The following is a 14,943-nucleotide window of genomic DNA, read 5'->3' on the forward strand; positions in this document are numbered from 1 at the left end:
TCTGCTTGTACTACTCTAATAAGTAATACTAATGCGGCTAAGAGTTTCTTAAATCAAGCTTTGAAAGCTATCTATTGAATATTCATATCGCAAAACAATTAACATCGAGAAAAACCTAACCTACATTAGAACTATCGATTAACTAAAATTAGAAAAGAAATATATGAAAAACTGAAAGCATATGCACATTAAATTTAAATAACATTATTTAAAATCTGATGAATATGAAAGCTCAAGGTATTTACGCTGAAATATTATTACTGACAACTCATTAGCTTGTTAAAGAATATCTTCTAAACTCTATATCATTACTTACCCTTATTCCCTATTTGTAATAAGAGCATATATAGTGCATTTTCTATATTAGAAAATGCATAAAAAGATTAAATGCCACTTGTTTGCCAAAAAATCACTTTTCATATAAGCAATGCAATAAAATCTAACTACAAGTTAAAGGAAGATCTAATATTTTAGGCCAAACTTTATCCCAACCTTTTACATGAGAGATATTAGGGAGAATTTGTTGCTTTACACAAGGTGAAGCACTTGCTTTTACATAAAACTCTCCTATAAAAGGAGGGACTCTTTTATCTTCTATTCCAGAGAGATGTAGTTGCGGGATGCTATTAACCTGCTTAGCATAATTTATTGGATTGAGTGAATGGAGTAAATAACCGCGACCATTGTGATATTTATCAAAGCGAATAGTATCTAAGTTACCAGCAATTGTTATAATATCTTTAACATTGCTATTTTGGTTAGCAATTAATATAGTGAGCCCACCACCACCTGAAAAACCGACTAAACTAAATTTTTGTCCATTATTGATATTGCTTATTACTTCATTGATTGAATTTACGACTTCTTGTCCCATTCTTTTATCTAACCAGTAATCGTTAGTGCATTTTTGATTCATTTCTAAAGGAGTATACTGGCAAGGCCTAGCTATGTATACAATGTTAGCTCTTTTGTCCATTGCAGCAAGTTTTAACAGCATTGGATTAACTGGAGTAGGGTTATCAGAATTACTACTTCCTTCTGATAAATGTCCATCTCCTTCAATGTAGAATACAAAAGGTAGGTTACGATCAGTAATACGCTGATAAGTTGTAAGAACAAAACCATTGCCCTTGACAAGCTGTTTCTGAAAATGATTTTGCTTAGCTATATCTTCTGAATGCTTTATCCTACTAGTGAGATCATAAGTAGCAGCACATCCTGAAAAGAATGTAGATATTAAGAATATTGACAAAATAAATTTTTTCATAATGACTTAACTAAAATGGTATTTCATCATCTAAGTCGCTATGATCAAAAGAATGATTTTTATATTCTGAATGTCTATCACTATGTCCTGAATCTTGAACATGACCACTAGAGCTTTTACTATCTAATAATATTAATTGTGAATTAAAGTTTTGCAAAACAACCTCCGTAGTATATTTTTCCTGACCTGAATTATCGTTCCATTTACGAGTCTGTAAGGATCCTTCAATATATAATTTACTACCTTTTTTTACATAGTTTTTTATAATAGATATTAAACCTTCATTAAATATTACAACCCTGTGCCATTCAGTACGTTCTTTTCTCTCACCGGTAACACGGTCTTTCCAAGTTTCAGTGGTTGCTATGGAAAGATTAGCTATTTCCTTTCCTTCTCCTGTATTTCTGATTTCAGGATCACGTCCTAAATTACCTATTAATGTTACTTTATTTAAACTACCTGCCATTAGATTACTACCTACTTTAAGAATATTACTATTGCAATAATAAAATAAAAACACCTATAATACTACAGATTTTTAAAAAAAATCTTAAAATTTTGTAGTAAAGTAAATATGAACCAAGAATATATTAAGGTACGTGGTGCTAAAGAGCATAATCTCAAAAATATAAATGTTGATATTCCAAGAAACAAATTTGTTGTTATCACTGGTCTTAGCGGTTCAGGCAAATCTTCTTTAGCGTTTGATACGATTTATGCAGAAGGACAAAGACGATATGTTGAAAGTTTATCTTCATATGCAAGGCAGTTTTTACATTTACAAAATAAACCAAAAGTTGAGTCTATTTCCGGATTATCACCAGCTATTGCTATTGATCAAAAAACTACTTCCAAAAATCCACGCTCTACGGTTGGAACTATAACAGAAATTTATGATTACCTTAGGTTATTATATGCAAGAGTAGGTACGCCATGTTCTCCTGTAACTGGACTTCCAATACATAGTCAAACTATTTCTGAGATGGTAGATATAATTAATGAATTACCTAAGGGTACAAAAATATATTTATTAGCTCCAATTGTTAGAAAAAATAAAGGAGAATTTAAACGTGAAATTGCGAATTTAAAAAAGCAAGGTTTTCAAAAATTGATAGTTAACGGAGAAACTTATGAAATTAGTGATTTACCAAAACTCGATAAAAATAAAAAACATAATATAGAGGTAATCGTTGATAGAGTAGTTCTAGATAAAAATTTAGGCAATAGGCTTGCAGATAGCCTAGAGAGTTCATTAAATCTTGCTGAAGGTATTGCTTATTTAGAAATAGTAGAATTACCACTGTCAGTTAAAACTGAGTTAAAAAAAAATCAGCGTATTATCTTTTCTGAAAAATATTCTTGTCCGGTTTCAGGTTTCCAACTTACGGAAATCGAACCTAGGATCTTTTCTTTTAACAGCCCTTTTGGGGCATGTCCTAAATGCGAAGGAATAGGTAAAGAATTTTTCTTTGATCGAGATTTAATTGTGCCTGATCAAAGAATCTCTATTAAAGATGGGGCTATAATACCATGGGGTAGTACATCTTCTAAATTTATCTTAGAAACATTAAAAGCACTTGCTGATCATTATAAATTTTCTATTGAAGTACCTTTTGTAAATTTATCACACAATGTTAAAGAAATTTTATTTGAAGGTTCAGGAGAAGAAGCAATAAAATTTGAGTTTCATGATGGTTCTAAAACGCAAATAATAACGCAACCTTTTGCTGGTATAATACCAAGTTTGCAAGAAAAGGATCGTACTATAGAATCAGTTTTAATTAAGGAAGAGCTTGCTAAATTTAAGTCAGAACATAGATGTACGGCTTGTAATGGATATAGATTAAAAGATGAAGTATTATGTGTTAAAATAGCAAATCATCATATAGGTGAAGTAGCAGATATGAGTATTGCAGGACTACAAAAATGGTTTTACCATTTAGAAGAAAAGTTAAATAAAAAACAATTACTCATTGCTGAACGTATACTTAAAGAAATTAATGAGAGATTAAAATTTCTTATGAATGTTGGTCTTGATTATCTAACATTATCAAGAGAAGCTGGTACTTTATCAGGGGGCGAAAGTCAACGCATTCGCCTTGCATCTCAAATAGGTTCAGGACTTAGCGGTGTTTTATATGTGCTTGATGAACCGTCTATAGGTCTTCATCAACGAGATAATACTAGATTAATTGAAACTCTAAAAAGACTTAGAGATCTTGGCAATACTGTTTTGGTAGTTGAACACGATGAGGAAACAATGTATGAAGCAGATCATATTATTGATATAGGACCTGGCGCTGGTATTCATGGAGGACGTGTTATTGCTGAAGGTAATGCAGAAGAAATAAAAAAATTTGAAGAGAGTATTACAGGAAGATATTTAAGCGGTCGTCAAACAATTAAAATACCTTCTGAAATACGAGTAGGGCATGATAATAGAGCAATTGAATTACTTGGTGCAGTTTCCAACAATCTAGATGATATAGACATAAAAATTCCACTTGGTACATTTACTGCTATAACAGGTGTATCAGGAAGCGGCAAATCAAGCTTGATGATCCATACATTATATAAAGCAGCTTTAAAGCATTTAGAACCTACAGCAAAAGTGTTTCCAGGTAAATATAGGGAATTAAAAGGACTTGAATATATTGATAAAATCATTGATATTAATCAATCTCCAATCGGTAGAACACCTCGCTCTAATCCTGCAACTTATACCGGTGCATTTACTCATATTAGAGATTGGTTTGTTGAACTACCAGAATCAAAAGCTAGGGGGTATAAAGTCGGTAGATTCTCGTTTAATGTTAAAGGTGGTAGATGTGAAGCGTGTCAAGGTGATGGCTTGATTAAGATAGAAATGCATTTCTTGCCTGACGTGTATGTAAAATGTGATATTTGTAATGGTTATAGGTATAATAGAGAGACTCTTGAGATAAAATATAAAGGTAAATCGATTGCTGATATTTTGATGATGACCGTAGAAGATGCGATGCAATTTTTTGAAAAAATACCGCTAATCTATGAAAAGCTTGTTACTTTAAATGAAGTAGGACTTGGTTATATAAAAATTGGTCAGTCTGCTACTACCCTTTCTGGAGGTGAAGCACAGCGTGTTAAGCTTGCTAAAGAATTAGCAAGGCGTTCAACTGGTAAAACACTTTATATACTTGATGAACCAACGACAGGATTGCATATTGATGATATTAATAAATTATTGAGAGTGTTACATAAACTTGTTGATATGGGAAACACTGTTTTAGTCATAGAGCATAATCTAGATGTTATAAAAACAGCAGATTATATTATTGATGTTGGACCTGAAGGTGGTGATAAAGGTGGTAAGATAGTAGTATGCGGTACTCCTGTTGATATTGCTGCTTGTAATGAGAGCCATACTGGTAGATATTTAAGGCAGTATTTGAAATAACTAGTTATTATATATAATGTTATTACAAGCACTCAAAGAGTGTTTTACAACCTAGAAAAATATAAAAAATTCTAATTTATAGAATTTTTTATTGGATCACTTCATCAATTACTTGCAATGATATAAAGTCAATTAATGCTTATGATCATGGTGGTGAGTATAGAACCCTAGAGAAGAAAGGGAATTTGAGAAGTCGGAATTTGGAATTATTTTGTTTGGTATTCCACTACAGCATATATGACCATTTAGACATATTACCTGATCAGAATTTTTTATTACAGTAAATAGATCGTGTGAGATCATAAAAACCGTAACACCTAATTTTTTACGAATTATATTAATGAGCTGATAAAATTCTTGCTGGCTTGTTACGTCTAAAGATTGCAACGGTTCGTCTAAAACAATCAAGCCTGGATTGCTAAGTATTGAATATGCAAGGATTATTTTTTGAAATTGTCCTCCTGAAAGCTTAGAAATTTCTTGATCTTTTAGGTGATCTAAATCAATAAACGAGTTAATCTCTTCAATAGTATTATTTAAATTATTGGGTGCTAATAAATCTAAAAATTTCTTTACTGTAATAGGTAAATCTGAACTTAGAGCGAATTTTTGTGGTACATATTCAATTTTTAACTTAGGATCAATTATAATCTTACCACTAGTTGGTTTTTCAAGACCGAGTATTAACCGCACTATAGTAGTTTTACCAGCACCATTAGGTCCTATTAGAGTAGTAATATTATTTCTTTTTACAGTAAAACTAATATTACTTATCGGTAATTTATTGCCGAATTTTTTAGATACATTATGAAACTCAATTATAGGCTTTTCCAAAATTAATACTTACTATCTATAGAATAGATACCTATCAGCTCTGCTTGAGCTAATAGATACTTTTCCAAAGCTAATATTAAATCTTGCTTATTAGCATTTTTGGTAAGCTCAAGATAATCATTTAAAGCATATAATTTGAAAAAATAGCGGTGAGGTTTACCAGCTGGTGGACATGGACCGCCATATTTCTTTTCGTTCCAACTATTATTTAGAACCTTAATATCGCTATTCACTTCTCCTTCTGAAAGCTTGGTAACAGATACTGGAATATTATAGATTATCCAGTGATCCCATATACCGTGCGGAGGTGCTATTTCTACTGGTGCATCTGGATCATCCATGATTAATACAAAAGATTTGGTATTTGAAGGTGCATTACTCCATTCTAAAGGTGGTGAAACATTCTGGCCTTTACAGGTGAATTTATCAGGAATACGTTCATTATGTTTAAATGCTGCACTTGTTATTTCAAAAGTCATAAACTGCTCCTATGAGTGTTATTGAACGTTTATTTATTACCCCTGCAGAAACAGGAATCACATAAAAACTTAACTTATCAATTAACGACTTGCCATTGACCATCAGGCTGACGGCATGCATTACCGTAAGCTGTTTGTTGTTTGCCACCTACTACGACTATTTGAGTGTACTCACGGCAATATTGACCTATACTGTTTCTATAAGTTTTATTAGGTGTTATGTAGCCATAATTACCGTTATCAGGATTACTCCATTCTACGCTACTACCGCTAGGTGAAGCCTCTAAAGCTCTTTGTGATGTAAGCTCTGCAAGTCTTCTATCCTGTTCATCCATACCTGCGCCGATCTGATTGCCGATAATAGCACCTAGTAATGCACCGGCTCCTACTGCAGCAAGCTGACCTTTACCACCGCCAAATTGAGAACCTAGTAATGCACCAGCAGTACCTCCAATTAGTGTACCGCTACCTTGCTTACTTATACCTAAACCAGTACACGCTTGTAATATCGAAGCTGTAAGAGCTATAAGCATAATTTTAGATATTAGTTTCATAATGAATCTCTACAGATAAAAATTTTTTTTAAGACTAACGACTTAAAATTAAATTATAAAACTTAATATAATTTTGTCAAAGTATAAAACTAATTTAATTGAATTAAATATTTTCTTTGTTAAACTAAAAAAGTATAATTAGTAAAGATTTATTATGGGTACTAATAGCCGTAGTTGGTTAATAAAATCTGCATCTTATTTGTCAGTTACTATAGCGTTAGTTATTTTAAGCATAAAATTATACGCTTGGTTTGTTACTGATTCACAATCAATACTTGCTTCTTTAATTGATTCAATGCTTGATACAACCTCTTCTTTTATTAATTTAATAGCTTTAAGGTTTGCTCTGCAACCTCCAGATCATCACCATCGATTTGGGCATGAAAAAATGCAAGATTTAACGATTTTTTCTCAATCAATATTTTTCTTTGCTTCAGCTTTTTTTGTAGGTTTTTCTTCGATTAAATCTTTATTTGAAAAAATAAAACCTGAAAATATTAACGATGGCACTAATATAATGTATATATGTATATCCTTAACAATCATCTTAGTATTGTACCAAACTTACGTAATTAAAAAAACAGGATCAGAGATAGTAAAAGCTGATAAGTTACATTATTTTACTGATTTACTAACTAATGTTATAGTAATTATTTCTATAAATTTAAGTGATCGTTTTTGGTTTATTGATCCATTATTTGGAGTTGTTATTTCATTATATATATTCCATATCTCTTATTCTTTATTTAAAAGGGCATTTAAAAATTTAGTAGATCATGAATTACCTGAACAAGATAGACAAAAAATTATTGCAATAGTTAATAACCATTCAGGTGTAAAAGGTATGCATGAAATGAAAACTAGATATGCTGGTCATAAAGCTTTTATCCAGTGTCATTTGGAAATGGATGGCCATGTGTCGCTTTATAATGCCCATAAAATGAGTGATGAGGTTGCTTTTGCAATATTACAAGAATTTCCTGATGCTGAGATAATCATTCACCAAGATCCTTACGGTTTAGAAGAACAAGTTAATTATCGTGAATATATTGTTAGATAAAAAAACGAGTTTTAATAACTTTTTCATGCAACAAGCTTTAAAGCAAGCAAAAGTCGCTTTTGATAAGAATGAAATCCCTGTTGGAGCAGTTATTGCAGATAGACTAAATCAAAAAATCATTGCTAGTACTCACAATAATACTGAAGGAAAGAGTAATGCTCTTTATCATGCTGAAATTATTGCTATTAATGAAGCATGCAATCTGATATCTTCTAAAAATCTATCTGACTATGATATTTACGTTACCTTAGAACCATGCGCTATGTGTGCAGCTTCTATTGCTCACAGCAAATTAAAACGTTTATTTTATGGAGCTCCTGATCCTAAACATGGAGCAGTTGAAAGCAATTTACGATATTTTAATAGTGCAGCTTGTTTTCATAGACCTGAAATATATAGCGGCATTCTTGCTGAAGATTCAGGTTTATTGATGAAAGAGTTTTTTAAGAAGATCAGAAATAAAAATATAACATGTTAAAATTACTGAGTCCTTATTATTTCAATAAATTATCAAAGATAATAATACCTATACTAACAATAGCTACTCTTTTAACAACAGCTATAGGTCTTTATTTAGCTTTAATAGTTTCTCCAGTAGATTATCAACAAGGTGAGTTTGTACGTATTATGTATGTTCATGTACCGGCTTCTTGGATGACACTTGGTATTTATGTTTTTATGGCAATATGTAGTTTTAGCAATTTAGTATGGAAAACCACTATATCATATTTACTAGCGGTAGCTTCTAGTTATGTCGGAGCTACTTTTACCTTGATTAGTTTAGTAACAGGTTCTTTGTGGGGAAAACCAATATGGGGAACATGGTGGGCTTGGGATGCAAGGCTTACTTCTATGCTCATATTATTTTTATTATACTTAAGCTACATTATGATAGTTAATAGTTCAGATAATATAAGACGAGCGCAAAATCCTGCTTCGATTATTGCTCTTATTGGAGTGATTAATATACCAATAGTAAAATTTTCAGTAAATATTTGGTATAGTCTGCATCAGCCTGCTAGCGTCTTAAGGTTAGGAGCTCCTACTATTCATTCTTCAATGCTAAAACCTTTAATTATTATGTTTATAAGTTTTATATTATATTTTTTATTAATAGTAACCTTACAAACTTCTATATTAATTTATAAAATTAAAAGTCGGTAATAAAATGACCTATGTTGTAACTGATGAATGTGTAAAATGCAAATACACTGATTGTGTGGAAGTGTGCCCCGTAGATTGTTTTTATGAAGGTGAATTTATGCTAGTTATTAATCCTGATGAATGTATAGATTGCGGTGTATGTGTTCCAGATTGTCCTATTGATGCAATAAAACCGGAATCATCGGAATTAATAGAATGGGTAGAACGTGCAAGAGACTTTATATATAATAAAGGATGGAAAATTATTACTAAAAAAAAGCCTGCCCTGTTTGATGCCGATAAATTCAAAAATGAGAAAGATAAGTTTAGTAAATATATAGCATATTAAGGTATTTTTATCTTTTCAATGCTTATGTGTTTATTTTGCCACAGCATCTTTATAAAAGACTTTTTATATGGATTTAATTACCTATTAAATATAGAATTAAAAAATATAGTATGTTATATATAGCCTTAAGTATAATTTATTAATTAATTTAAATTTTGAGGTGCTAACCATGAAAAAGTTACTTTTAATAGCTGCTACAAGCGCAACAATTTTATCTTCAACTGTTTCATTTGCCAATGCTATGGACAATGAATGGTATTTAAGAGTAGATGCTGGCGCAGCAATGTTTAATAAAGAAAGAGAGAAGATAACTGGTTTAAGATTAAAACCTAATAAACCTTTTAGTGGTAATGTAGGTATCGGTTATTATGTCGCAGAAAATTTTAGAACTGATTTAACTTTAGGTACTATAGTTGGTAGAAAGTTAAAAAAATCAGGAACTTTTACTAGTGGGAAATTTTCTGGAATTAATGGTTCAGTAAGTCATAAACCTACCATTACACGTCTACTCATTAACGGCTATGTAGACTTATCTAATTTTGAAATGTTTGATCTTTTTGTCGGTGGTGGTATTGGTGCTGCATTAGTTAAAGAAAAAATTTGGTATACAGGAACAGTAATTGATAACAGCAAGCAAGTTGCGTTAAGTGCTCTTTCATCTAGAACTAAAAATAGAACTAATCTCTCTTATAGGGTCACTTTAGGTGCTTCCACAAAAATTACTGATAATGTTAAAGCAGAAGTAGCCTATAGCTGGATAGATGATGGTAAGACCAAAAGTAAGACAGTACCTTTTTTAGGAACAAATGTGCAAGTCGGAGGGATGCGTTATCAAAGTCATAACTTAACAGCTGGTTTAAGATTTGATATATAAATTAAAACAAGAGTATATTTAATAGTTTCAAGTAATAACTTATTTGAAACTATTTTTTATCAGATTTAGGTAAAAATTGCAAAATTACTATCTAATATCATTTTTGCTAATAACTAATAAAATTTTAAGGAAAAATTTAATAATATGAAAAAATTACTTCTAATAGCAGCTGCAAGTACAGCAATTTTATCTTCCACTGTTTCATTTGCTGAATTTGATGTTTCTATGGACTCCTCTCCAGATTCATCAATGTCTTCATCATCTGTAGAAAATCAATGGTATTTAAAGCTTAATGCCGGTGGTATGATTTTTGATAAACAAAAGGATAAAACTATGGGAATCAAAATGAAATCTAACACTGGTTTTACTGCTGAAATCGGAGCAGGTTACTATATAATGGATAATTTAAGAACAGATTTAACATTAGGAACAGTAGCAAATAGCCACTTAAAAAAATCTACTACTGCTACCGGTATGAAGTCTATTATTTCAACAAGTGGGCAGCTTATTAATGTGATTCCTGAAGGTGTTATTGCAAGTAATCATTCTACTACATCATTAGTAGTAAAACATAAGCCTATTGTTGTAGATGTATTACTAAATGGCTATATAGATTTTATTGATTTAAGTATGTTTAAAGTTTTTGCAGGAGGTGGTATCGGGCCTGCTTTTGTAAGAGAAAAAATAAATACTAAATTAGTTGTAAATAATAGACCTGTATCATTACATACTACTACTAAAAATAACAATAATTTTGCTTATCAATTATCTCTAGGAACTTCATTTGAAGTTGCACAGGGCATGAAAGCTGAGCTCGTTTATAGCTGGAGAGATTACGGCAAAACAAAAACTAAAAATGCTGTTATAGCAGGAAATACAATTAAAGTTGGTGGAACACACTATAGAGGTAATAACCTAGTGGCAGGTTTAAGATTTGATATGTAGTTTACATATTAATCAAACTTATAAAGAAAAAAGAGCCTTTAATTAATGGCTCTTTTTTTCTTTATAAAACGTTATATTCATTTGATGAATTGCTTCGAATCCTAAATAAATTGCAATACGCTTTAGTATAATATCCTTATAATAAGGTAGTTCTGCAGCAATAGTATTATCTTCTGTTTGTACAAATAGCGTATTAATCTTTCGTTTTTTATAAGTATATGTGGTAATTTTTAAAGGTGATGTCCTAGTACTGAATTTGAATCCAACTATTTTATTCCAGTTAATCATGATTTCAGGAAGCAAAGGATGCTGCCTAGCAAAAATATGTCTAACTATTTTATCAATATCATCTTTAATTAGCTTCATTTAAATAAACTTTTTATAGTTAAAGTTATCACTGCTAAAGCAAGCATTATAGATATAATAGGAAAATATAATGATGTAACTGATATGATCATTAAAAATATATTACAAACTGCTATAATCGATACTACCTGCTTGTGCGTTTTACCCTTTTGCACTGCTTTTTGAAAAAAATGCTTTAAATGTGGTTGCCAGATTTTTTCTTTATTCACTAATCTAATTAATATGGTTAGCACTGCATCGGTAACATAATATAAACTAGCAATAACACAAGCTATAAATAAATTAGTATTTGTAAGAGCAAGTAGCAACAAACAGAGACCTGTTAAGAATCCAAGGCTTATGCTACCCACATCTCCTAAAAATATTTTTGCCGGATACCAATTAAATATTAAAAAACCAAAAGAACAACCAAAGATAATAACATTTATACTAGCTATAAAATAAGGATTATTAAGAGCTGAAAATTGTAAAAAGCATAATACAATCATAGTACTTGATAAATGGATAGTTTCAATGCAAGTTAGTCCATCTATACCATCCATAAAATTATATATATTAATAAAACCACTTAAAGCTATAACTAAAATAATAAAAATAAAACATATTTGTGTAGGAGAGTTAATAAATTTAAATGGTAAAAAAAGAAAAACCGCAAAAGCTGCACAAACTAAGTGAACTATTAAACGGATCAGAACTGGCACTGGTTTTAAGTCATCTAAAAAAGAAATCGATGCAATTATAAATAATAAAGGTAATATTTTTATTGAATTAATAAAGGTACCACTTGTTGTATATTCAAAGTTGCTTAAAGCAATCATTACAACTGTTACAATAGCAAGACCGCCGCCGCGCGGCGTCACCTTATCATGAGAGCGGCGACTACTTGGTACATCAACTAAACCAATTACAGGGAGATATTTAGTTAACATATATGTTAACAAAGTAGTTGCTATAAAAGAAAAAATAAATAATGTGCTATAGCTATTTATATTCATAGTAATATATTAGATTTAACGCTAAAATATTTATTATTACTTATAATTACGTGACCATGTGCTATAATATTTACAGTTTGACATATCTCAACTATTCTATTTGTCATATTAATATCAACTTTTGAAAGTTCTGTGCTACTGCTTGGATAATTATAAATAAATATAATAGCGTTAGCTTTTGTTAAATAGAGCTCATTTAATTATTTTGTGCAGATATACAGCTTGATAAATTAAAATATTTTTCTTATTTTAAAAGAATATACAAAATTGCTCAAGACACATATTATCCATATTAACCTTTAGATAATCAATCACTCCAAGAATCAATAATATTTTTATTTATTATTTTTGGTTTTAGTACTCTGTTTATTAACGTATTACAGCAAAATTAATATATAAACTTTCGTCAGTACTTTTAATACTAAATAATCTTTCTTTATCAAGATTGATTAAATCAATAATAATTTAAAAATGTTCAAGTAATTTTTTAGCAAGCAGTTTGATATCTTTACGTGTAATAACTAATAACAATATTATTTCAAGTAACTCATAATCAAAAAATTTGCTGCTCTCCACTCTAATTACAAAGAGTTTTTTTAGTATTCTTATGACCTATATAATAAGGTAAAATTACCACCATAATTCATCACAGTTTCACTATTAAATAATTCTATTAGCTTATTTCTAATATTACGTATGTTTAATTGAATATGGAGGATAATGAAAATTTTTAGGAGATAATGTAAATATTTCAAAACCGTCTTTAGTTACACCTATAGTATGTTCAAACTGTGCTGATAATGATTTATCACGCGTAGTAACTGTCCATCCATCTAATGTACTTAATATTGTATCATAACCACCAGCATTTACCATCGGTTCAATAGTAAAAAACATACCTTCTTCTAAGATAAGCCCTGTTCCTCTACGACCATAATTTAATATTGATGGCTCATCATGAAAAACCTGACCAATCCCATGTCCAGTGTAATCTCTCACTACTGAATAATTATGTTTTTCAACATAACTTTGAATAGCATATCCTATATCTCCTATGTGTGCTCCTGGTTTTACTGCCTCAATACCTTTCATCATTGCATCATAAGTTACTTGAATAAGACGCTTTGGTTTAATTGCTACATCACCTACATAATACATGCGACTAGTATCACCATACCAACCATCTAAAATTACCGTAACGTCAATATTTAATATATCACCGTTTTTTAAAGATTTATCATTTGGAATACCATGGCACACAACATGATTTACCGAAGTACAAATCGACTTTGGAAAACCTTTGTAATTTAATGGTGCAGGGATAGCATTATTCAAAGTAATAAAATTATGACAAAGATCATTTAAACTATTAGTAGTAACGCCAGGTTTTACATGTTCTGTAATAAAATCAAGCGTTGCTGCAGCAAGTTCCCCTGCACTGCGCATCTCTTCAAAATCTTTTTCTGAGTGGATTTTTATATTCATGTTTACTAATATGCTCTTTATAGAATCGCGTATAGTATAACATTTTTTTCAAAGGTGTAAATTCTAAGTTAATAGAATTTATATTAACTTAGGATCTATATTTACTTAATCATATAAGATCTACATGGTTTTCTTCATAACTATTGTACGTATTATACTAATTATTCAGTATGATGGTTACATAATTATAACAAATTTCATTAAAAGTCTTAATCTGCAAAGGCATTATTTCATTAATTTGTTCTAAGGTGAATTCCTTTAAATCTTAAGTAAAATATTCGTTATAAACTTTTCTAAATTCAGAGCTTTAATTTTCTCAGCATTAAATTCTTTAACTTTATGCAAATGACAAATCTCATGCTATATTCTAATAAAGTGTGTATGTAATTCAGTAATTTAGCTTTGTCTATATCTAGATCTTTTAAATTTTGGAAAGTAAAGTAATTCTTCTCATACTCTTGAATTCTTTATTAGAAGAAAGAATTTTAATTTTTTTGCTCTTATTACAAATAGGGAATAAGGGTAAGTAATGATATAGAGTTTAGAAGATATTCTTTAACAAGCTAATGAGTTGTCAGTAATAATATTTCAGCGTAAATACCTTGAGCTTTCATATTCATCAGATTTTAAATAATGTTATTTAAATTTAATGTGCATATGCTTTCAGTTTTTCATATATTTCTTTTCTAATTTTAGTTAATCGATAGTTCTAGTGTAGGTTAGGTTTTTTTCGATGTTAATTGTTTTGCGATATGAATATTCAATAGATAGCTTTCAAAGCTTGATTTAAGAAACTCTTAGCCGCATTAGTATTACTTATTAGAGTAGTACAAGCAGAAGTAAATAAAATCGATAGCATCTCCATTCTTATCTAAAATTCTATATAGATATTCTTACTTACCTCTTAACTTTAAACATATGTTTTATCAATCCTCCAACTAAATTCTAAATTTAGGTTTCCAGTACCATCTAAGCCTATCTAAGATCTTCAAAGCATAATATTGAACCCATATAATATTCTTATACTTTAACACTCTGTTAATAATCTCTTCTTATTCTCTATAAATGATACCATGTTTATAATACCACCCCACTACCCATATGATTTATTGTACTTACAAATGACAGCGCTTGAAATACTTAAAATAATTTCTCT

The 14,943-nt window shown here is 30.1% G+C and carries 16 protein-coding genes and 1 pseudogene; 7 read left to right on the plus strand and 10 right to left on the minus strand.

Annotated features, from left to right (window positions below; all coding sequences use genetic code 11):
• Nucleotides 1-439: 439 nt before the first annotated feature.
• Nucleotides 440-1,267, minus strand: a complete 828-nt coding sequence (locus AC27F4_RS03465) for an alpha/beta hydrolase (protein WP_487062113.1) — start codon at nt 1,265-1,267, stop codon at nt 440-442.
• A 10-nt stretch (nt 1,268-1,277) separates the two neighbouring features.
• A complete protein-coding gene (gene ssb, locus AC27F4_RS03470; RefSeq protein WP_487062115.1) occupies nt 1,278-1,733 on the minus strand; it encodes a single-stranded DNA-binding protein in 456 nt (151 codons plus the stop codon).
• A gap of 108 nt (nt 1,734-1,841) precedes the next feature.
• Between ssb and uvrA the strand changes: the two genes are divergently transcribed.
• The gene (gene uvrA, locus AC27F4_RS03475; RefSeq protein ID WP_487062117.1) at nt 1,842-4,703 is read left to right on the plus strand and encodes an excinuclease ABC subunit UvrA; all 2,862 of its coding nucleotides are present in this window, start codon (nt 1,842-1,844) and stop codon (nt 4,701-4,703) included.
• 132 nt (nt 4,704-4,835) lie between these two features.
• Here the strand turns inward: uvrA and AC27F4_RS03480 are convergent, their stop codons facing one another.
• From AC27F4_RS03480 to AC27F4_RS03490, 3 genes are all read right to left on the minus strand, one after another.
• On the minus strand, nt 4,836-5,537 hold the full coding sequence (locus tag AC27F4_RS03480; protein ID WP_487062119.1) for an ATP-binding cassette domain-containing protein: 702 nt from the start codon (nt 5,535-5,537) through the stop codon (nt 4,836-4,838).
• Nucleotides 5,538-5,539: 2 nt separating this feature from the next.
• Nucleotides 5,540-6,016, minus strand: coding sequence for a YbhB/YbcL family Raf kinase inhibitor-like protein (locus AC27F4_RS03485; RefSeq protein ID WP_487062121.1), 477 nt, complete (start codon nt 6,014-6,016; stop codon nt 5,540-5,542).
• 77 nt (nt 6,017-6,093) lie between these two features.
• The gene (locus tag AC27F4_RS03490) at nt 6,094-6,570 is read right to left on the minus strand and encodes an RT0821/Lpp0805 family surface protein (protein WP_487062123.1); all 477 of its coding nucleotides are present in this window, start codon (nt 6,568-6,570) and stop codon (nt 6,094-6,096) included.
• A 154-nt stretch (nt 6,571-6,724) separates the two neighbouring features.
• Here AC27F4_RS03490 and AC27F4_RS03495 point away from each other — a divergent pair, with 154 nt between their 5' ends.
• From AC27F4_RS03495 to AC27F4_RS03520, 6 genes are all read left to right on the plus strand, one after another.
• Nucleotides 6,725-7,630, plus strand: coding sequence for a cation diffusion facilitator family transporter (locus AC27F4_RS03495; RefSeq protein ID WP_487062125.1), 906 nt, complete (start codon nt 6,725-6,727; stop codon nt 7,628-7,630).
• Entirely contained in the window at nt 7,611-8,108 is a 498-nt protein-coding gene (locus AC27F4_RS03500; protein ID WP_487062127.1) for a nucleoside deaminase, read from the plus strand. The genes AC27F4_RS03495 and AC27F4_RS03500 overlap by 20 nt, the downstream gene beginning before the upstream one ends.
• Nucleotides 8,102-8,794, plus strand: coding sequence for a heme ABC transporter permease (locus AC27F4_RS03505; RefSeq protein WP_487062129.1), 693 nt, complete (start codon nt 8,102-8,104; stop codon nt 8,792-8,794). Before AC27F4_RS03500 ends, AC27F4_RS03505 begins: the two co-directional genes overlap by 7 nt.
• A gap of 4 nt (nt 8,795-8,798) precedes the next feature.
• The gene (fdxA, locus tag AC27F4_RS03510) at nt 8,799-9,122 is read left to right on the plus strand and encodes a ferredoxin FdxA (RefSeq protein ID WP_487062131.1); all 324 of its coding nucleotides are present in this window, start codon (nt 8,799-8,801) and stop codon (nt 9,120-9,122) included.
• 169 nt (nt 9,123-9,291) lie between these two features.
• Nucleotides 9,292-9,996, plus strand: coding sequence for an adhesin Adr (gene adr / locus AC27F4_RS03515; protein ID WP_487062133.1), 705 nt, complete (start codon nt 9,292-9,294; stop codon nt 9,994-9,996).
• Between the two features lie 144 nt (nt 9,997-10,140).
• A complete protein-coding gene (locus AC27F4_RS03520) occupies nt 10,141-10,941 on the plus strand; it encodes an outer membrane protein (protein WP_487062135.1) in 801 nt (266 codons plus the stop codon).
• 42 nt (nt 10,942-10,983) lie between these two features.
• On the opposite strand, the gene AC27F4_RS03525 is transcribed toward AC27F4_RS03520, so the two are convergent.
• The 5 genes and pseudogenes from AC27F4_RS03525 to map form a co-directional block, all read right to left on the minus strand.
• The gene (locus tag AC27F4_RS03525; protein WP_487062137.1) at nt 10,984-11,307 is read right to left on the minus strand and encodes a DciA family protein; all 324 of its coding nucleotides are present in this window, start codon (nt 11,305-11,307) and stop codon (nt 10,984-10,986) included.
• Nucleotides 11,304-12,302 carry an MraY family glycosyltransferase gene (locus tag AC27F4_RS03530; protein ID WP_487062139.1) on the minus strand — a complete coding sequence of 333 codons (999 nt, stop codon included), beginning with the start codon at nt 12,300-12,302 and terminating at the stop codon, nt 11,304-11,306. The genes AC27F4_RS03525 and AC27F4_RS03530 overlap by 4 nt, the downstream gene beginning before the upstream one ends.
• Complete coding sequence (locus AC27F4_RS03535) at nt 12,299-12,469, minus strand: JAB domain-containing protein (RefSeq protein WP_487062143.1); 171 nt, start codon at nt 12,467-12,469, stop codon at nt 12,299-12,301. Before AC27F4_RS03535 ends, AC27F4_RS03530 begins: the two co-directional genes overlap by 4 nt.
• Nucleotides 12,470-12,671: 202 nt before the next feature.
• Nucleotides 12,672-12,942, minus strand: a pseudogene (locus tag AC27F4_RS03540) (DNA repair protein).
• Between the two features lie 50 nt (nt 12,943-12,992).
• On the minus strand, nt 12,993-13,787 hold the full coding sequence (gene map / locus AC27F4_RS03545) for a type I methionyl aminopeptidase (protein WP_487062141.1): 795 nt from the start codon (nt 13,785-13,787) through the stop codon (nt 12,993-12,995).
• Nucleotides 13,788-14,943 lie beyond the last annotated feature (1,156 nt).

The sequence above is a fragment of the Candidatus Rickettsia mendelii genome (assembly GCF_057543435.1).